The organism is Qipengyuania xiamenensis (genome assembly GCF_019711495.1).
Classification (GTDB): Bacteria; Pseudomonadota; Alphaproteobacteria; order Sphingomonadales; family Sphingomonadaceae; genus Qipengyuania; species Qipengyuania xiamenensis.
Genome location: NZ_JAIGNM010000001.1, coordinates 1,431,570 through 1,450,142, shown reverse-complemented (window position 1 = coordinate 1,450,142; position 18,573 = coordinate 1,431,570). Strand labels below are relative to the sequence as shown.

Sequence of the window (18,573 nt, the reverse complement as noted above, 5' to 3'; positions counted from 1 at the left end):
CTCAGCAGCGACGGCTTTCGAAAATTGGCTCTGGGCATTCTCTCTCCTGCCTGCGAGGCCTAGCAGCTACGCTACGGAAAGCGAGAGGGATGCGCCGTTTTCCCGCCAATTACATGCGGAACACACCAAACTGCGGCTTCTCCGGAATCGGTGCCTCCAGCGTTGCCGAGAAGGCGAGGCCGAGCACGTCGCGGGTCTGGACCGGATCGATCACGCCGTCGTCCCACAGGCGGGCGGTGGCGTAATATGGATTGCCCTCGTCTTCGTATTTCTGGCGGATCGGGGCCTTGAAGGCCTCGGCCTCTTCCACGCTCCAGCTGTCGGCGTCGCGGTGGACGGTCGCGAGGACAGATGCGGCCTGCTCGCCGCCCATCACCGAGATACGGGCATTGGGCCAGGTGAAGAGGAAGCGTGGGGAATAGGCGCGGCCGCACATGCCGTAATTGCCCGCCCCGAAGCTGCCGCCGATGACAACGGTGACCTTGGGGACGGTGGCCGTGGCGACCGCGGTGACCAGCTTCGCGCCATGCTTGGCGATGCCTTCGGCCTCGTACTTCCCGCCGACCATGAAGCCGGAGATGTTCTGGAGGAACAGCAGCGGGATGCGGCGCTGACAGGCGAGCTCGATGAAGTGTGCGCCCTTGCGCGCACTCTCGGAGAACAGCACGCCATTGTTGGCGAGGATCGCCACCGGCATGCCCCAGATATGCGCAAAGCCGCAGACCAGCGTGCTGCCGTAATGCTGCTTGAACTCGTGGAATTCGCTGCCGTCGACGAGGCGGGCGATGATTTCCTTCACGTCATAGGGCGCGCGCACGTCTTCGGGCACGATGGCGTAGAGGTCTTCCGCGTCGAACTTGGGTGCGCGCGGTTCCTTGAGCGCAACGTCCTGCGCCGCACCGGTGTTCGCGCCCAGCTGGCTGACGATGTCGCGCACGATGGTGAGCGCGTGCTCGTCGTTCTCGGCCAAGTGGTCGACCACACCCGATTTCTTGGCGTGGAGGTCGCCGCCGCCGAGGTCTTCGGCGCTGATTTCCTCACCCGTCGCGGCTTTCACCAGCGGCGGTCCGGCGAGGAAAATCGTGCCCTGGTTGCGCACGATGATAGTCTCGTCGGACATGGCAGGCACATAGGCACCGCCCGCGGTGCAACTGCCCATGACGCAGGCGATCTGCGGGATGCCCAGCGCGCTCATGTTGGCCTGATTGAAGAAGATGCGGCCGAAGTGGTCGCGGTCGGGGAAGACCTCTGCCTGGTGCGGCAGGTTCGCGCCGCCGCTGTCGACGAGGTAGATGCACGGTAGGTGATTTTCCTGCGCGATTTCCTGTGCGCGCAGGTGCTTCTTGACCGTCATCGGATAGTAGGTGCCGCCCTTAACCGTGGCATCGTTGCACACGATCATCACCTGCCGACCCGACACGCGGCCGATCCCGGCGATCATACCCGCGCCGTTGATCTCGTCCTTGCCGTACATGCCGTTGGCGGCGAGCTGGCCGATCTCGAGGAAGGGGCTGCCCGGATCGAGCAGGCGCTCGACACGCTCGCGTGGGAGCAGCTTGCCACGCCCGACATGGCGTTCGCGGCTGCCTTCGCTCCCGCCGAGAGCGGCTGCGGCGACAGTGGAGCGCAGGTCTGCGGCAAGAGACTTGTTATGCTCGAAACGTGCCTTGGCGCCAGGAGCCTCGCGATCGAGAGTGGAAATGAGAACGGGTGCGGTCATGTGTCGGGCCCTAGCGCTTCTTCACGAATTCGGCACGCAGGACTAGGCCTTTGATGCCGGGATATTTGCAGTCGATTTCCTGTACGTCGCCGGTCAGCCGGATCGACTTGATCAGCGTACCCTGCTTGAGCGTCTGGCCGGCGCCCTTAACCTCGAGATCCTTGATTAGCGTGACCTGGTCACCGTCCTCGAGGAGATGGCCGACCGCATCGCGAACTTCGACGCGTTCGGCCGCTGCCTGCTTCGCCGCCAGCTCGGAAGCTGGCATCCATTCGCCGCTTTCCTCGTCGTAGACGTAGTCTTCGTCACCGCTCATCCGGCAGCGCCGATCAGCTCGCGACCGATCAGCATGCGGCGGATCTCGTTCGTGCCTGCACCGATGTCGAGCAGCTTGGCATCGCGCATGTAGCGTTCCACCGGCCAGTCGAGCGTGTAACCAGCACCACCCAGTGCCTGGACACTTTCTGCGGCCACGCGGAAGGCGTTTTCCGATGCCAGCAGGATCGCGCCTGCCGCGTCGAAACGGGTGGTCTTGTTGGCATCGCAGCTCTTGGCGACGGCATAGGTGTAGGCGCGGGCCGACTGGAGGGCGACATACATGTCGGCGACCTTGGCCTGCATCAGCTGGAAGCTGCCAATGGGCTTTCCGAACTGCTTGCGCTCGCGAAGGTAGGGGATGACCGTGTCGAGGCAGGCCTGCATCACGCCGAGCTGCAGGCCGGCGAGCACCACGCGCTCGTAGTCTAGGCCGCTCATCAGAACGCCGACCCCGCCGTTTTCGGGGCCCATCACGTTCTCTTCGGGAACGAAGCAGTCGTCGAACACCAGCTCTGCCGTGGGCGAGCCGCGCATGCCCACCTTTTCGATCTTCTGGCCGATCGAGAAGCCGTCGAAATCCTTCTCGATGAGGAAGGTAGTGATGCCGCGGCTGGCAGCTTCGGGCGAAGTCTTGGCGTAGACCACCAGCGTGTCCGCGTACGGGGCATTGGTGATCCAGAATTTGGTGCCGTTGAGGACATATCCGCCATCGACCTTCTCGGCCTTGGTGCGCATGGAGACAACGTCCGATCCGGCACTTGCCTCGCTCATGGCAAGGCTGCCGACATGCTCGCCGCTGATCAGGCCCGGCAGGTATTTCGCCTTCTGCTCTTCATTGCCCCAGCGGGCGATCTGGTTGACGCAGAGGTTGGAATGCGCGCCGTAGGAAAGTCCGACCGAAGCGCTCGCGCGGCTGACTTCCTCGACCGCGATAACGTGTTCGAGATAGCCAAGGCCAAGCCCACCGTCGGCTTCCGAAACTGTGATGCCATGGAGGCCCAGTTCGCCCATGGCAGGCCAGAGTTCCTGCGGGAACCAGTCTTTGCGGTCGACCTTCTCGGCCAGCGGCTGGATCTGTTCGTCGGCGAAGCGCGATACGCTCTCGCGGATCATGTCGGCGCTTTCGCCAAGCTGGAAATCGAAATCGGGGGTGGCGCGCACGTTTCTCTCCTCGCGGGGCGCCCGTTGGCGCCCTGAAATTCTTTGCGGCGCGATAGCCGAGGTGGGAGAGCTGTGCAAACCTATGAATAGTCAGGATGAATTCGCAGTCTCGACTAACGTAAAAACCTTTGAAACTTAGGTGCTTATGCCCTAGTAAGCTGCCCGCTTATGGACAGGGCTGCATCAATGGGGGAGGTCTACCCCGCCGATCATGAGCCTTCGCCGCAATTTTGCGGTGAAGACGAGCGCCTGTCCGTGCTTGCAAATTACGGCGGCAAGGATCTCGTTGGAGACGACGAATTGCAGCGCATCGCAAGGTTCGCTGCCAAGCTGTGCGATGTTCCCATGGCGATGGTGACTTTCGTCGAGAAGAACGATCAACGATTCCTCGCCAAGGTCGGCCTCGAAGAAGCGACTACGCCGCGCAAGACCAGCTTCTGCGCCCATGCCATGCTGGGCAGCGAACCCATGGTCATCGCGGATGCGCTCGAGGACGAGCGGTTTGCCAATAACGCGCTCGTCATCGGGCCGCCGCATATCCGCTTCTATGCCGGCCATCCCTTGATTTCCGAGGAAGGCGCTCCGCTCGGGGCGCTGTGCGTGATCGATACGGTACCGCGCGAAACGGGCCTGAACGAACTCCAGCTCGACGGGCTTGCGGTCCTTGCGCAGGCGGTCATGCGCAGGCTTGGGCAGCGGCGGCTGGGGCGGCACGTCAACCAGACACTGCGGCAGAGCGAGCGCGAGCTCCAGCATATGGTCGATAGCGTCCCGGGCATCGCCTGGCGTGCGGACGATGCCGGCAACTTCACCTATGTGAATGCGCGGTGGCACGAGCTGACCGGTCTCGAACCGCCGAAGACGGCTGATGACTGGCGTCCGGCGATCCATGAGGAAGACTGGGACGCGACCATCGCCAAGTTCAATGCCGCGGTAGAAGCTGCCGAACTGTTCGAGGACGAGTGGCGCCTGAAGCTCGCTGACGGGAGCTATCGCTGGGTCCAGTCGCTCGCATTGCCGGTCGTCACCGAAGGGCAGCCGGTCAGCTGGTTCGGCACCGTGGTCGATATCGACAAGGCACACCGGATTTCCGAGGCACGCGACCTGCTGGCGCGGGAGCTCTCGCACCGGATCAAGAACATCTTCGCCGTCGTTTCGGGCCTGATCGCAATCCGCGCGCGCGGTCGTGAGGAAGTCAGCGAGTTTGCAAGGGAGCTGACCGAAGCGATCCGTGCGCTCGGCTCCGCGCATGACTACGTGCGCCCGATGAGCGAGCGGCGCGGAGAAACCCTGTCCGGTCTGCTGCGCGACTTGCTGGCGCCCTACGATACCAAGGGCGGGGAGCGGTTCTCGGTTTCTGGTCCCGGCGTGAAGATCGGTGCCCGCGCTGCCACGCCCCTGGCGCTCATTTTCCACGAACTTGCAACCAATTCCGCCAAGTACGGGGCCCTGTCCTGTGCCGAGGGTGAGGTGGCGGTCCTCGTCGAGGACGATTGCGAGGGGAATGGAGACATCTGCATCACCTGGGAAGAACGGGCGAGCCAGTGTGGCATTACCGAGGAGCAGGAGCGCGAAGGTTTCGGCTCTCGGCTTCTGCGCATGGCAGTCGAAAGCCAGCTCGCCGGGACTTTCGAACGCGTCTATACCGACGACGGCCTCGATGTGAGGCTCGTCATTCCGCGTAAGAGCCTGACCGACTGAAGCTCCCATTGGCATGGGGGTCGCCAAGTCCGCGCTGCGGCCCTAGGGTCGGTGCCTGACTCTCCAGCGGAGGCCTGAATTCATGCGCTATCGCACCGCCCTTGTTTCCATCAGCATTTTGCTGGCTTCCTGTGCCGGTCCCGAAGCAGAGGAAGGGGCCGCGCCTGCCGCAGATGAGGGGGGCGAGGCATCGCCTTCGGCAGTCCATAGCGGCGAAGTCCCGACGACGATGGAAGGTACGGCATGGCGGGCATTGTCTGAAAACGGCGCGCGTTTCACGACCTATCTCGACGAGGGCGGGACCTATCGCGACCTGCGCAATGGCGATCCCTATGGCACGGGCGACTGGACCTATACCGACGGCGCGCGCGGCAAGCTCTTGTGCCTGGCGCCCGAGCAAGCTGAAGAACCCGAAGGCGAAGAGGCAGAAACGAACGAGACCTGCTGGGAAACCAGCCGCCTGCGTGGCGAAACGATGATCGTCACAGGACCTGGAGGAAAGAGGGTCGAACTGACGAGCGTCAGCTACGAGGCTCCTGCCGAAGCGGAGGATGACGAGCAATAGCCGTCATGCCCGAGCCCGTCCTTACCTTCAGCGGCGTGTCGAAAGCCTATGGCCCGACCCGCGCTATCGATGCGCTCGATCTCGCAATCGAAGCGGGCAGTTTCGTTGCGCTGGTGGGCGCCTCTGGCTCGGGCAAGTCGACCCTGCTCAAGACGGTGAACCGGCTGGTGGAACCTACCACCGGATCGGTCACATTTGACGGTGATGACGTCGCAGGTCTCCCGCTTGCGGGCTTGCGCCGCAGGATCGGCTACGTCTTCCAGTCGATCGGTCTCTTTCCGCATATGAGCGTGGCGGAAAACATTGCCATCGGTCCGCGGCTGGCAGGCGAACGCCTGCCCGAAGATCGTATCGGCAAGCTGCTGGAATGGGTCGAACTCGACCGCGAGATGGTAGATCGCATGCCCGACGAGCTGTCGGGCGGGCAAAGGCAGCGGGTGGGTGTCGCGCGGGCACTGGCGGCCGAACCGCAGCTGCTGCTGATGGATGAACCCTTCGGCGCGCTCGATCCCGTGACCCGCGATGCTCTGGGCGAGAGAGTGCGCAAGCTGCACGAGGAACTCGGACTGACGACAGTCATGGTCACGCACGACATGGCCGAAGCGCTGCTGCTGGCCGATCGCGTGCTGGTCATGGACGCGGGCCGCATCGTTGCAGACGAGACCCCTCAGTCGCTCGTCGCAGGAGCCGGCGGTGAAATCGCGCAAGCGCTTGTCGCCGTTCCGCGTCATCAGGCCGAACGGCTGGCGGAGCTCTCGGCATGAACGGAATGTGGGACGCGCTGACCGGCCTGGGCGACCAATTGTCCGCCCATGTCATCTTGTCGGCTGCGGCAATTGCGCTGGGCATCGCGGTGGCACTGCCACTGGCCGTATGGGCGAGCCGGTCTGAAAAGGTCGCGCGCGCCTCGCTCGCCTTCGCCAGCCTCGTCCAGACCATCCCGGCACTTGCGCTGCTCGCGCTGTTCTTCCCGATCCTGCTGAGCTTGCGTGCCGTGTTCGGGGAAGGGCTGCCGACGCTCGGTTTCCTGCCGGCCCTCTTGGCGCTGGCTCTCTATGCCCTGCTGCCGATCCTGCGCAACGCGGTGACGGCGCAGGCCAATCTGGATCCCGGCGTGATGGAGGCCGCGGCCGGTGTCGGCATGAACTTTCGACAGCGGCTGCTGCTGGTCGAGGCGCCGCTTGCCGCGCCCTATATCATGGCGGGCATCCGTACTGCGGCGGTCTGGACCATCGGCGCAGCAACGCTCGCCACGACCATCGGCCAGAAGAGCCTCGGCGATCCGATCTTTGCAGGCCTGCAGACGCAGAACTGGGTGCTGGTGCTGGCAGGCTGCATTGCCAGCGCGGGCCTTGCGCTGGTCGCCGATACGCTGCTGGGCCTCATCGAGCGCGGGTTCCGCGAGCGCAGGCGCGGCCTGTGGCTCGGCGGGCTGCTGGTGGTCGCGCTGGGCGTGATCGCCGCTCTCTTCGCGCAATTCGGCGGAGGCGATGACGAAGACCGCGTCGTCATCGGAGCCAAGGGCTTTTCCGAACAATACATCCTCGCCCGCCTCATTGGACAGCAGCTGGAGGCAGAAGGGTTCGCGGTCGAATACCGCGACGGACTCGGCTCCGCTGTCGCCCATAGTGCAGCGGCCAGCGGCGATATCGATGTTTATGTCGATTACACCGGCACGATCTGGACCAATCAGATGAAGCGCGAGGATAATCCGCCGCGCGACGAGATGTATGCGCAGATCGTCGAATGGGAGACCGAGAAAACCGGCATGCAGGTTCTCGGACGGCTCGGTTTCGAGAACGCCTATGGCTTCGCGGTTCGCACCGAGACCATGCAGATGCGCGGCCTCGAGAGCATCGAGGACCTCGCCAATGTCGCGCGCGAGATGACCGTGGGCGGCGATCCGGAATTCTTCGAGCGGCCCGAATGGATCGCGGTGCGCGATGCCTATGGCCTGCGCTTTGCGGAGCAGCGCAATTTCTCGCCGACCTTCATGTACAACGCGCTGCAATCGGGTGAGGCCGATGTAATCGGCGCCTATACGTCGGACGGACGGATCGAGGCGGACGACCTCTTCATTCTCGACGATCCGCGTGATGCCTTCCCGAATTACGACGCGGTCCTGCTGCTCAGCCCGGAAGCCTCGCGTGACGAGGCGCTGGTAGGGGCGCTGCGGCCGATCATCGATTCCATCGATGTCGCGGCCATGCGCGAGGCGAATTATTCGGTCGACCGCGAGGAGGACAAGCTGTCCTTCGACGAGGCGGCAAGGCGGCTGGCGGAGCGCGCGGGGCTCTAGCTCAGCGGGCGCGCTTCCAGACCTGCGTCTGGCAGAAGGGTCCGATGCAGCCTTTCACTTCGAGCGTGGTCGGATTTATCCGGCGGATGACCGAGCGATAGGTCTTGCCGGACTTCGGATCGTAAATCTCGCCGCGCCATAGGTCTTCCTCTTCCACGAACCCGCTGAGGACCGGCATGCCCAGCAGCTTGCGGCCACGCAGTTTCGGGTCGCGGTTGTTGACGTCGCGCTGGTCGGCACCCTGCGGTGGCGCTTCGAGGAACTTCGTGATGCGCCCGCAGACCGTCTGGCCGCAGTCGCCGATGGTTATGACCGCGTCCTTCTCTGCCGTGACCCAGCGCCCTTCGACCGGCGGAGCGGCCATCAGCGGCGCGGCAACGCACAGGGCCAGGAGGGGAAGCAGGCGCTTGGTCATTACAGGCTCCTTCGTACGGGCTAGCGGAAGGGTTACCATAGTGACCGGCAATTCCTGAACCTCAGCCGAAGCCGGCACCCCGCGCGGAATGGGCGGGCGTGATCGCCATGACCTTGAAGAGGCTGCCCATGGCATCGGTGCCGACGAGACGGTCGTGCGCTTCTTTAAGTTGGGCAGCATGGTCCGGGCTGCGCTGCGCAAGAGCCTGCATGCGCAGCGAAAGCCCCATCGCGCTGAGCCAATGGCCCTGTGTCGCAGTCTCGACCGCGAGCCCGGCGCGCTTGGCGATGTCCACCAGCACCGAGAAATCGACCAGTGCGGTGAGGTCCATCTCGCCCGGTGCGTCGAACACGCCGACCTTCTGGTGCGCGCGCACGGCCTGCAGGGTCTCGCCCGCTTGTGGCAGGAGGTAGCCGTAATCGATGAACAGCGCCGCGCCGCCCTGGATGTCGATGCGGCGGGCGATCTCCTCGATCGTCGCGGCGGCGCCGGGGCTGGTTTCGATCACCGTGCCGACCGGCTGGCTGCGGCGGTCTTCGGGCACGGCATCGTCCATCGGGTTGGGACCGGCCGCAAAGACGAACTCCTCGCCAGCCAGCGCGACCATCCGTTCGCGCCAGCCCCGCTCGGTCATCACCAGCTGGCGGATCGGCAGGGCGTCGAGAAATTCATTGGCGATGAGATAGAGTGGCCGGTCCTCCGGCAGGGTCTCGATACTGTCGTGGAACTCGGCCTGCGACACGGCATCGGCCTGCGCATCGCGCAAGGCTTGCGACCCTTCGACAAGGTGGACGGGCGGTCTCAGCCCCTGGCTCGACATGGCGCGCAGGGCATCGCGCGCCAGCGTCCCGCGCCCCGGGCCAAGTTCGACATAGGCTGCATCGGGCCTGCCGGAGCGCGACCAGAGATCGGCAAACCACAGGCCCACCATCTCGCCGAACATCTGGCTGATTTCGGGCGCGGTGGTGAAATCGCCGGCCTGCCCAAGCGGGTCGCGGCTGTCGTAATAGAGCGCATTGCTCTCGCCCATGTAGCGCGACACGGGCATGGGCCCGTGGCGCTCTATCAGGCGACGGAAGCGGGCGGCGAGATCCTTGTCGTCGCCGGCGGTGCTCATGTCGTTTGCGGCTTGGGCTCGGACTTGGCGCCACCGACCGGCTGGCGCAGCAGCGAATAGACGAGCACGATGACGCCGACTGCGATCATCGGGATCGACAGCCATTGGCCCTGGCTCAGGCCCGTCTCGATCACGCGATCGGCAAGATGCGCATCGGGCTCGCGGAAGAACTCGTTGACGAAGCGGCCGACGCCCATGCCCACGGTGAACAGGCCCACCAGCAGGCCGGCTCGATAGCGCGCGCGCGTCTTCCAGAAGAGCGCGATGAGCAGGATGCCGAGCAGCAGGCCTTCGAGGCCGGCCTGATAGAGCTGGCTGGGGTGGCGGGCGATGTCGCCGCCGTTCGGGAAGACCATCGCCCAAGGCAGGTCGCCTTCGACCGGACGGCCGTAAAGCTCGCCATTGATGAAGTTCGCGATGCGCCCGAGCATGTAGGCGAGCGGAACGTTGACCGCGATGTAGTCGCAAATGCGCAGCCAGTTGAGGCCGCCGCGCCATGCCACCCAGGTTATCGCGAGCAGCACGCCGATTACGCCGCCGTGGAAGCTCATTCCGCCGCCCCACAGCTTGAACAGCTCGACGCTGGTCAGGAGATCGGGACGATAGAAGACCGCATAGCCAAGCCGGCCGCCGATGATCACGCCGAGGGTGCAGTAGAAGAAGAGGTCGTCGGCATGACGCTGTGCCATCGGCGCGCCGGGTGACTTGATCATCTTCGACAGGTGCCAATAGGCGAAGAGGATGCCGAACAGGTATGCCAGCGAGTAATAGCGCAGCTGGAAACTGCCGATCTCGAACAGATAGGGCCGCAGGCCCAGTTCGGCCCACTGGATCGGTTCCGAAGCAGCCGCGGTGGCGGCCAGTAGTGACAGCAAGGTTTTATCCCCTTAGAGAACGTCTCGAAAGCCGACATGCGCGACCCGTTTCGGATGCGGCTTTTGGCATAGCAGGCCTTTTGGGGAAAGCCTGTCTCGCAGCTTCACCGGCAATTTGTCGGGAGGATGCGGATATGCCCGCGCTTGCAACCGGAGAGGACCTTACACAACCATGCCGACCGATCTCGACAAGGATATCCATCGCTTCACTGCTGCCGTTACGGCCCCCGGCCAGATGTTCGAAACCACCCCCATCGAACGTCGCGGTGTCGAAATGCCCGCCTTCAAGAATGCGCCGCCCAGCCTCGCGCATTATTTCGCGCATTTCTGCAACGAGAAGAAGGACGAACTTTTCCTGGTCGATGGCGACCTGCGCCTCACCTTCGGCGAAGTCTATGCGGCAGCAACGCATGTCGCGCACGGCCTTGCGACCAAGCACGGCGTGAAGAAGGGCGACCGCGTCGGGATCGCCGCGCGCAACTCCGCTAACTGGATGATCGCCTACATGGGCACGTTGATGGCAGGTGGCTGCGCGACGCTCCTGAACGGCTGGTGGACCGGCGAGGAAATGGCCTACGGTATCGAGCTGTGCGAATGTTCGCTCGTTCTCGCCGATGCCCAGCGCGCTGCGCGCATCGACGGTGATGCGGTCAAGGCCAAGATCGTCGTCTTCGACCACGGCGTTCCTGCCGAAGGCCTCGCGCCCATCTGGGAAGCTGGCGATACGGCGATGAAGATGCTGGGCGAACTCGGTCCCGACGATCTTGCGACAATTCTCTACACCTCTGGTTCGACCGGTCATCCCAAGGGGGCCTATTCGGATCACCTCGGCGTCGTCTCGGGCGTGATGAATTATGTCGCGCAGACGGCCATGATCCTTGCCCTGATGACCGAGAAGGGCGAAGCGCCGACGGTCCAGCCCAGCGCGCTGGTTGCCGTGCCGCTGTTTCACGTCACGGGCGAGGTCCCGCTGTTCCTGCAAAGCTTCGCGATGGGCCGCAAGCTGGTGCTTATGCCGAAGTGGGATGCCGGCGAAGCGCTGCGCCTGCTCGACGAAGAAAAGGTCACCTATTTCGTCGGCGTGCCGCTGATGAGCTATGAAATGGCGACGCATCCGGACAGGGAAAAGTTCGACCTGTCGCAATGCAAGAGCTTCGCCGCAGGCGGCTCTGCGCGTCCGCCGGAGCATGTGAAGAAGATCAAGGACGCCTTCCCGGAAGGCTTCCCGCTCCTGGGCTACGGCCTCACCGAAACCAATGCGGTGGGCTGCGGCAACTTGAACGAGAACTACATGGCCAAGCCCGGCTCGACCGGCATGCCGTCGAAGCCGCTGGTCGATCTCGCCATCCTCGACGATGATGGCAACAAGCTCGCTCAGGGCGAAGTGGGCGAGGTCTGCATCCGCTCGGTGGCCAACTTCCTCGGCTACTGGAAGAACGAGGAGGCGACCGCTTCGGCCTATACCGATGACGCCTACTTCCGCACCGGTGACCTCGGCTATCTCGACGAGGACAACTACCTCTTCATCGTCGACCGCAAGAAGGACATCATCATCCGCGGCGGCGAGAACATCTCCTGCATCGAGGTGGAGGAGGCGATCTACGCGCATGACGCGGTCGCCGAATGCAGCGTCTTCGGCGTTCCCGACGAACGCTTCGGCGAAGTGCCTGCCGCGGTCTATTTCACGCATCCGGGCAAGGACCTTTCGAAGGAAGACCTGCAGGCATTCCTTCGCGAGCATATCGCGCCCTTCAAGATCCCGAGCGTGCTCTGGAAAGCCGACGAACAGCTTCCGCGCCTCGGTACGCAGAAGGTCGACAAGCGCACGGTCAAGACCATGTATGCCAAGGATTACGTTCCCAGTTGAGCACTACGCGGATCCCCGACCAGCGCGCGATCATCGACAGGCGCAAGCTTGCTTCCGAGATCGAGGCGCTGGTCGCCGAACGCGGCAGCAAGTCGCGCCAGCCCGTCGTCGAGGCGCTCAAGCGCGCGCTCGAGGCCGGCCGGACGGAGATGGAAGGGCGGCTGGCTGCGCGCCCGTCGGCAGGTCATGCCGTGGCCGGAGGCTATTCATTTCTGGTCGACCAGCTGGTGCGCGTGATCCACGAATATGTGACGCAGCACACCTATCCCAATGCCAACCGGAGCGCGGGCGAGAGGCTCGCGATCATGGCAGTGGGCGGATACGGGCGCAGCGAGATGGCGCCGCATTCTGACGTCGACATTGCCTTCCTTGTCGGCGAGCGTCGCAATGCCTGGTGCGAGCAGGTGGTCGAGGCGATGCTCTACCTGTTGTGGGACCTCGGCCTGAAGGTCGGCCATTCCACGCGCACTCTGGACGAGGCGATCCGGCTGGCCAGGGACGACCTCACCATCCGGACCGCGCTTCTCGAAGGGCGCTATGTCTGGGGTGATCGCGATCTCTACGAGGAAGGCGAGCGTCGCTACACGCGCGAGGTCGTCGACGGGAACGAGCGCGCTTTCCTGTCGCAGAAGCTGGACGAGCGTAATGCCCGCCACAAGCGGCTGGGCGACAGCCGCTATGTCGTCGAGCCCAATGTAAAGGACGGCAAGGGCGGCCTGCGCGACCTGCAGACGCTCTACTGGATCGGCAAGTTCATCCACCGCGTCAGCAGTGCCGCAGAGCTGGTCGACACCGGCCTGATGACGCAGGTCGAGTACCGCAGCTTCCGCCGTGCCGAGCGCTTCCTGCTGGCCGTGCGCTGCCACATGCACATCATCACGGGGCGCGCCGAAGACCGGCTGACCTTCGACCTCCAACGGCAGGTCGCCGAGCGGATGAATTTCGCCGACCGCCCCGGCAAGAGCAAGGTCGAGCGCTTCATGCAGTTCTATTTCCTGCAGGCGAAGCGCGTCGGCAGCCTCACTGGCGTGTTCCTCGCCCATATCGAGGACGATTTGGCGAAGAATGCTGCCCGCAGGGGCTTTTTTGCCGGTTTCCGGCCCAAGCCGAGGCTGGTGAAGGGCTATCGCGTCTTCGGCGGCCGGATCGCCGCACCATCGGACGACTGGTTCCGCAAGGACCCGGTGCGGCTGATCGAGATATTCCAGATCGCCGAGGCCGAGGAACTGGAAATCCACCCCGAGACCATGCGGCAGGCCGATCGCGACGCGAAGCTGATCGACAATGACGTGCGCGAGGACGAGCGCGCCAATGCGCTGTTCCTCGAGCTGCTTTGTGGGCGCAACGATCCCGAAATGGTCCTTCGCTGGATGAACGAGACCGGCGTATTCGGCCGTTTCGTGCCCGATTTCGGCAAGGTCAACGCGCAGATGCAGTTCGACATGTACCACCACTATACGGTGGACGAGCACACGATCCGCGCCATCGGCCTGCTCAGCCAGATCGAGAAGGGCCAGCTCAAGGACGACCATCCGCGCGCCACCCGCCTGATTCACAAGGTCAGTTCACGGCGCGTGGCTTACGTGGCGGCGCTCCTGCACGATATCGCCAAGGGGCGCGGTGGCGATCACTCCGAACTCGGCGCCGAAGTCGCGCTCGAACTATGCCCGCGCTTCGGCCTCACAGAGAGTGAAACCGAACTGGTTTCGTGGCTGGTGCTCAACCACTTGCTGATGAGCCATACTGCGCAGAAGCGCGACCTCACCGATCCCAAGACGATCGAGGATTACGTCTCGCAGGTGCAAAGCGTCGAACGCCTTCGGCATCTCGCGATCCTGACGGCGGTCGATATACGGGCGGTGGGCCCCGGCACGTGGAACAGCTGGAAAGGCCAGTTGCTGGGCGAGCTTTACGATGCCTCGTCAGAGCGCATGCGGCTCGGCCACATGCGGCATGGTCGCAAGGAAAAGGTCGCTGCGAAGAAGGAGCAGGTCGGAGAATTGCTCGGCGAGAAGGCCGGATTGGTCGAGGAGCTCGGACAGACCTTCGGCGATGCCTACTGGATCGCCGAACCGGTCGATATCATCGCGCTCAACCTCGTGCATTACGCCGCGGCGCGCGATCTCGAGCACGACCTTTCGGTTCACTGCGAAAATTACGAGGCACGCGGGGCAACGCTGGTCACGGTGATCGCGTCAGACCACCCGGGCCTGTTCTACCGCATCGCCGGCGGCATCCACCTGGCTGGTGGGAACATCATCGATGCGCGCATCCATACCTCGCGCACGGGCTGGGCGCTCGACAACTTCCTCGTGCAGGACCCGCACGGCGCCCCGTTCCGCGAGGAGCAGCAGCTGCGCCGGATCGAGCAGAGCATTTCCGATGCGCTCGCCAACCGGATCGACCTGACGCCGAAGCTGGCCCAGCGGCCCCTGCCGCACAGCCGGTCCAAGGCCTTCGATGTTTCGCCTCGGGTGCTGTTCGACAACAAGGCTTCGAACCGCTTCACCGTCATCGAGGTCAACGCACGCGATCGTCCCGCACTGCTCAACCGGCTGGCGAGGGTCCTGTTCGAGAGCCGCCTGGTGGTCCATTCGGCCCACATCACCAACTACGGGGAACGGGCGGTCGACACCTTCTACGTGACCGATCTCACCGGCGGCAAACTGGTCGAGGGCGAGCGCCAGAACCGCCTCGAGGCCCGACTGGTAGAGGCGGCAGGTGATGCATTACAGGCACGGTTGGAAGACGCCTGACAGCCGTTCGTGGTTTGATTGTTGCAGTTAGGTTGCAAATCGGCCACTGATTCTTGCGAGAGATATCCAAAGGAGAGGACCCCTCATGCGATCCACTACGCTTTCGTTGCGCACGCTTGCCCTTCTCGGTGCAGGTTTCACGCTGCTCCCCCAGGCCGCTATGGCGCAGGATGCTGACGACGATACCGATACTGTTGTCCAGGAAGACGACGCAGCGGACCAGACCCCGGCCCGCGGTATCGACTCGCTCAACACCATCATCGTCACCGGCACCAAGACGCAGAACCCGGAAAATGTGCAGGACATCCCGCTTGCCGTGACCGCGTTCAATTCGGAAAGCCTTGATGCCCTCAACGTGCGTGACGTCCAGTCGCTGACCTATTCGGCGCCGAACGTTTCGCTCGACCAAGTCGGCACCAGCCGCGGTACGGCGAACTTCTCGATCCGCGGCCTCGGCATCAACTCGTCGATCCCCTCGATCGACCCGACCGTCGGCGTCTTCGTCGATGGCGTGTACCTAGGCTTCAACGGCGGCGTCGTCTTCGACGTGTTCGACCTCGACAGCGTGGAAATCCTGCGCGGTCCGCAGGGCGTGCTGTTCGGTCGTAACGTGACCGGCGGCGCGGTCCTGCTGAACACCGGCAACCCGACCGACGAATTCAGCGGCAAGTTCCGTGCAGCTGTCGACGGCCCGTGGGTCGATGGCGGCCGCGGCGGTTCGAACTACACCGTCAGCGGTGTGATTTCCGGCCCGATCGTCGAAGACACCCTGCTGTTCAAACTGGGTGGCTATTACAACAAGGACGAAGGTTACTTCACCAACCTGTTCGACGGTTCGAACCACGGCGAAGCGGAAACCAAGATCCTGCGCGGCGCACTCGAAGGTCGCTTCGGCGGCCTGATGATCCGCGGTAAGCTCGACTACTTCACCTCCGAAGGTGACGGCCCGTCTGGTCAGAACCGCGGCATCTTCCGCCGTGACACTTTCGATTTCGCGATCGACGAGCCCGGCAATTACGACAATGAAATCTGGACCGGTTCGGTTACCGCAGAAGTCGACATCGGCCCGGGTACGCTGACCAATATCTTCGGCTATCGTAGCTATGAGGCGACGACGCTCGGCGATATCGACAGCGCCCCCTTCTTCGGGTTCCACTCGAACACCGAGACCGAGCAGGACCAGATCTCGAACGAACTGCGTTATGCGGTTTCGGGCAATGGCTTCGACCTGACCGTCGGCGGTTTCTTCTTCGACCAGTCGATCGCCTATACCGAAGTGCGTGACCTTCCGCCGCTTTCGCCGCTGACCTTCTACGGCGGTGGCTATCAGGACCATCAGGTTCTCGGTGCATTCGCCAACGGCCAGTTCTACCTCACCGATGCCCTTTCGGTCATCGCCGGCCTCCGCTGGAGCCGCGAAGAGAAGGATGCAGGCGTAACCTATATCCGTCCGCGTCCCGAATGTTCGGTGGTCGACGGCACCTGCCCGACCAGCGGCACCAACCCCTTCATCCCGACCGAGAACAACGGCTTCACGGATGACAATAGCTGGTCCAACTGGTCGCCGAAGCTCGGCCTGCAGTATGAATTCGGCAAGGGCCAGGTCTACGCACACTGGACTCGCGGTTACCGTTCGGGCGGCTACAACTTCCGCATTACCAACGCGACCGTGTTTGAAAACGTCGTGGTCCCGGCAACGGGCGGCAACTTCTCTTTCGACGAAGAGAAGGTCGACAACTACGAGTTCGGCGGCAAGTTCCAGTCGGACGACGGTGCCTTCACGCTCAACGCCGCGGTCTACCTGACCGACATCTCGGACATGCAGCGCGAAGTGAACCAGTCGAGCCCGACCGCCGGTGTCTCGCAGTTCATCCTGAACACGGCCGATGCTTCGATCCTTGGCTTCGAGGCCGAAAGCCGCATGCGCGTCACCGACTCGCTGCTGTTCACGGCCAACCTCGGCGTGATCGACGCGGAATATGACGAAGTGCGTTTCGACATTTCGAGTGACGGCGTGATCGACGATGCCGACCTCGCGCTGTCGCTACCGCGCGTTCCCCCGATCACCTGGGGTGTCGGCATGATCCACGAGCTGTACCTTGGTGACAGCGCAATCACGACCCGCGTGAACTACCAGTTCCGTGACGAGTTTGCGTATACCGACAACAACTTCGGTTACATCCAGGATGCGCAGATCCTCGATGCCAACATCACTTGGGACACCCCGATGGAAGGCCTCAGCTTCTCGCTCTACGGCAAGAACCTGCTCGACCAGGTCCAGGCCGGTGGCGATACGCAGCTGCCCTTCGGCGGTCCGCTGAGCAATGGCATCAACCAGCCGTTCGGCTTCTTCCCGGCAGGCGGCACGCTGTCGCCGCTGTCGAAGGGTCGCCAGGTCGGTGTCGAAGCGACGTTCGAATTCTGATCGGACGCAGCATTTGAAAAATGGGAAAGGGGCGCTTCCGGGCGCCCCTTTTTCTATGCGCTACCGCTTCGCTGCCTAGCGCGCGCATTCGAGCTGACGCGTCGCTGATCGCGCGCGTTGAATTACGCGTCAGGAAGGGCGCTCGCCAAACAGGGCGGTGCCGACACGCACATGCGTCGCGCCGAGCATGATCGCGGTTTCGTAGTCGCCGCTCATGCCCATGCTGCGCCCTTCGAGCCCGTGATCGCGCGCGAGCTTGTCGAGGAAAGCGAAAAACGGCGCGGGCTCGATATCGGCCGGCGGCAGGCACATGAGGCCTGCCAGCGGGATATCGGCGTCACGGGCCTGCTTGATCAGAGCGGGCAATTCGCCAACCGGGCAGCCGCCCTTCTGCTTCTCGTCGCCGACATCGACCTGTACGAAGCAGGGCACCTGCCTGCCGGTCTTGTCGAAGGCCTTGGCCAGCGCTTTCACGAGGCTTGGTCGGTCGAGCGAGTGGATCACGTCAAACAGCGCGGCGGCATCCTCGGCCTTGTTCGACTGCAGCTGGCCGACGAGATGCAGCTGCACGCCGGGATGCGCCTCGCGCAGTGCGGGCCACTTTTCCTGCGCTTCCTGCACACGGTTCTCGCCGAAATGACGATGCCCTTCGAGCAGGAGCGGTTCGATCGTCGCGGCATCGTGGCGCTTGCTGACCGCGACGAGCGTAACCTCGCCGGGATCGCGCCGGGCACGTTTGCAAACCAGCGCAATATTGGCGCGGACCTGTGCGAGAGGAGTATCTGCCTTTTCCATCTTGGGCGCGCTATAGCCGAGATGTGACGACACGCCAGTCCCTCCCCCTGCTTTGGCTCCTGAGCGATGCACGCAATGACGCTGGGCTCGAGGAAGCCTTGCGCGCCTTGCCGCGCGGTTCGGGCTTCGTGTTCCGGCATTATCACCTTGACCCGGCACAGCGGCGCGCGCGCTTCGACGAACTCGCAAAAATCGCGCGATCCTTCGGCCACACTGTCATCCTGTCGGGCGACGAAGACTGGGGTGCGGACGGCAGCTATGGCCCGCCCGAGCGGTTGGACAGGGGCCTGAAGCTCGCCACCGCCCATAACGGTGACGAGATCGAGCAGGCCGTGGCGGCCGGTGCCGATGCCATATTCCTTTCGCCCGTCTTCCCGACCGCCTCGCATCCGGGCGCAAGGACGCTGGGCGTGTACGGATTTCAGGTGCTGGCCCAGCAGTCGCCGGTCCCGGTAATCGCATTGGGCGGCATGAATGCAAAGCGGGCGGTCGAGCTCGACTGGCCGCGCTGGGGCGCGATCGACGGCCTCCGCTCGACGAACATGCCTTGACCTCGGAC

General features: G+C 63.7%; 15 protein-coding genes. 8 read left to right on the top strand and 7 right to left on the bottom strand.

Annotation, left to right across the window (positions count from 1 at the left end; all coding sequences use genetic code 11):
• Positions 1 to 109: 109 nt before the first annotated feature.
• The 3 genes from K3165_RS07365 to K3165_RS07355 are packed head-to-tail and all read right to left on the bottom strand — an operon-like array spanning position 110 to position 3,199.
• Positions 110 to 1,720: a carboxyl transferase domain-containing protein gene (locus tag K3165_RS07365; RefSeq protein WP_221548098.1), complete on the bottom strand. Its 1,611-nt coding sequence runs from the start codon at positions 1,718 to 1,720 to the stop codon at positions 110 to 112.
• Positions 1,721 to 1,730: 10 nt separating this feature from the next.
• Positions 1,731 to 2,036 (bottom strand): alkylphosphonate utilization protein, encoded by a 306-nt coding sequence (locus K3165_RS07360; RefSeq protein ID WP_221548097.1) that lies wholly within the window; start codon positions 2,034 to 2,036, stop codon positions 1,731 to 1,733.
• A complete protein-coding gene (locus K3165_RS07355) occupies positions 2,033 to 3,199 on the bottom strand; it encodes an isovaleryl-CoA dehydrogenase (protein WP_345720639.1) in 1,167 nt (388 codons plus the stop codon). Before K3165_RS07355 ends, K3165_RS07360 begins: the two co-directional genes overlap by 4 nt.
• A 186-nt stretch (positions 3,200 to 3,385) precedes the next feature.
• On the opposite strand from K3165_RS07355, the gene K3165_RS07350 reads away from it, so the two are divergent.
• The 4 genes from K3165_RS07350 to K3165_RS07335 all read left to right on the top strand — a co-directional run bounded on the left by K3165_RS07350 (position 3,386) and on the right by K3165_RS07335 (position 7,764).
• The gene (locus K3165_RS07350; protein WP_221548096.1) at positions 3,386 to 4,900 is read left to right on the top strand and encodes a GAF domain-containing protein; all 1,515 of its coding nucleotides are present in this window, start codon (positions 3,386 to 3,388) and stop codon (positions 4,898 to 4,900) included.
• Between the two features lie 82 nt (positions 4,901 to 4,982).
• On the top strand, positions 4,983 to 5,465 hold the full coding sequence (locus K3165_RS07345) for a hypothetical protein (RefSeq protein WP_221548095.1): 483 nt from the start codon (positions 4,983 to 4,985) through the stop codon (positions 5,463 to 5,465).
• Between the two features lie 5 nt (positions 5,466 to 5,470).
• Entirely contained in the window at positions 5,471 to 6,229 is a 759-nt protein-coding gene (locus K3165_RS07340; protein ID WP_221548094.1) for an ATP-binding cassette domain-containing protein, read from the top strand.
• Positions 6,226 to 7,764 (top strand): ABC transporter permease/substrate-binding protein, encoded by a 1,539-nt coding sequence (locus K3165_RS07335; protein WP_221548093.1) that lies wholly within the window; start codon positions 6,226 to 6,228, stop codon positions 7,762 to 7,764. Before K3165_RS07340 ends, K3165_RS07335 begins: the two co-directional genes overlap by 4 nt.
• 1 nt (position 7,765) lies before the next feature.
• Here K3165_RS07335 and K3165_RS07330 read toward each other — a convergent pair whose 3' ends face one another.
• From K3165_RS07330 to lgt, 3 genes are all read right to left on the bottom strand, one after another.
• Positions 7,766 to 8,179, bottom strand: coding sequence for a DUF2147 domain-containing protein (locus tag K3165_RS07330; RefSeq protein ID WP_221548092.1), 414 nt, complete (start codon positions 8,177 to 8,179; stop codon positions 7,766 to 7,768).
• A 61-nt stretch (positions 8,180 to 8,240) separates the two neighbouring features.
• Positions 8,241 to 9,296 (bottom strand): class I SAM-dependent methyltransferase, encoded by a 1,056-nt coding sequence (locus tag K3165_RS07325; protein WP_221548091.1) that lies wholly within the window; start codon positions 9,294 to 9,296, stop codon positions 8,241 to 8,243.
• Complete coding sequence (gene lgt, locus K3165_RS07320) at positions 9,293 to 10,171, bottom strand: prolipoprotein diacylglyceryl transferase (RefSeq protein ID WP_221548090.1); 879 nt, start codon at positions 10,169 to 10,171, stop codon at positions 9,293 to 9,295. Before lgt ends, K3165_RS07325 begins: the two co-directional genes overlap by 4 nt.
• Positions 10,172 to 10,343: 172 nt before the next feature.
• On the opposite strand from lgt, the gene K3165_RS07315 reads away from it, so the two are divergent.
• The 3 genes from K3165_RS07315 to K3165_RS07305 all read left to right on the top strand — a co-directional run bounded on the left by K3165_RS07315 (position 10,344) and on the right by K3165_RS07305 (position 17,219).
• Positions 10,344 to 12,038: a class I adenylate-forming enzyme family protein gene (locus K3165_RS07315; RefSeq protein WP_221548089.1), complete on the top strand. Its 1,695-nt coding sequence runs from the start codon at positions 10,344 to 10,346 to the stop codon at positions 12,036 to 12,038.
• Positions 12,035 to 14,794 carry a [protein-PII] uridylyltransferase gene (locus K3165_RS07310; protein WP_221548088.1) on the top strand — a complete coding sequence of 920 codons (2,760 nt, stop codon included), beginning with the start codon at positions 12,035 to 12,037 and terminating at the stop codon, positions 14,792 to 14,794. The genes K3165_RS07315 and K3165_RS07310 overlap by 4 nt, the downstream gene beginning before the upstream one ends.
• Positions 14,795 to 14,879: 85 nt before the next feature.
• Positions 14,880 to 17,219, top strand: a complete 2,340-nt coding sequence (locus K3165_RS07305) for a TonB-dependent receptor (protein WP_247713914.1) — start codon at positions 14,880 to 14,882, stop codon at positions 17,217 to 17,219.
• Between the two features lie 129 nt (positions 17,220 to 17,348).
• Here the strand turns inward: K3165_RS07305 and K3165_RS07300 are convergent, their stop codons facing one another.
• Positions 17,349 to 18,014: a YggS family pyridoxal phosphate-dependent enzyme gene (locus tag K3165_RS07300; protein ID WP_221548371.1), complete on the bottom strand. Its 666-nt coding sequence runs from the start codon at positions 18,012 to 18,014 to the stop codon at positions 17,349 to 17,351.
• Between the two features lie 23 nt (positions 18,015 to 18,037).
• Here K3165_RS07300 and K3165_RS07295 point away from each other — a divergent pair, with 23 nt between their 5' ends.
• Complete coding sequence (locus tag K3165_RS07295) at positions 18,038 to 18,565, top strand: thiamine phosphate synthase (protein ID WP_221548087.1); 528 nt, start codon at positions 18,038 to 18,040, stop codon at positions 18,563 to 18,565.
• The last annotated feature ends 8 nt before the right edge of the window (positions 18,566 to 18,573 follow it).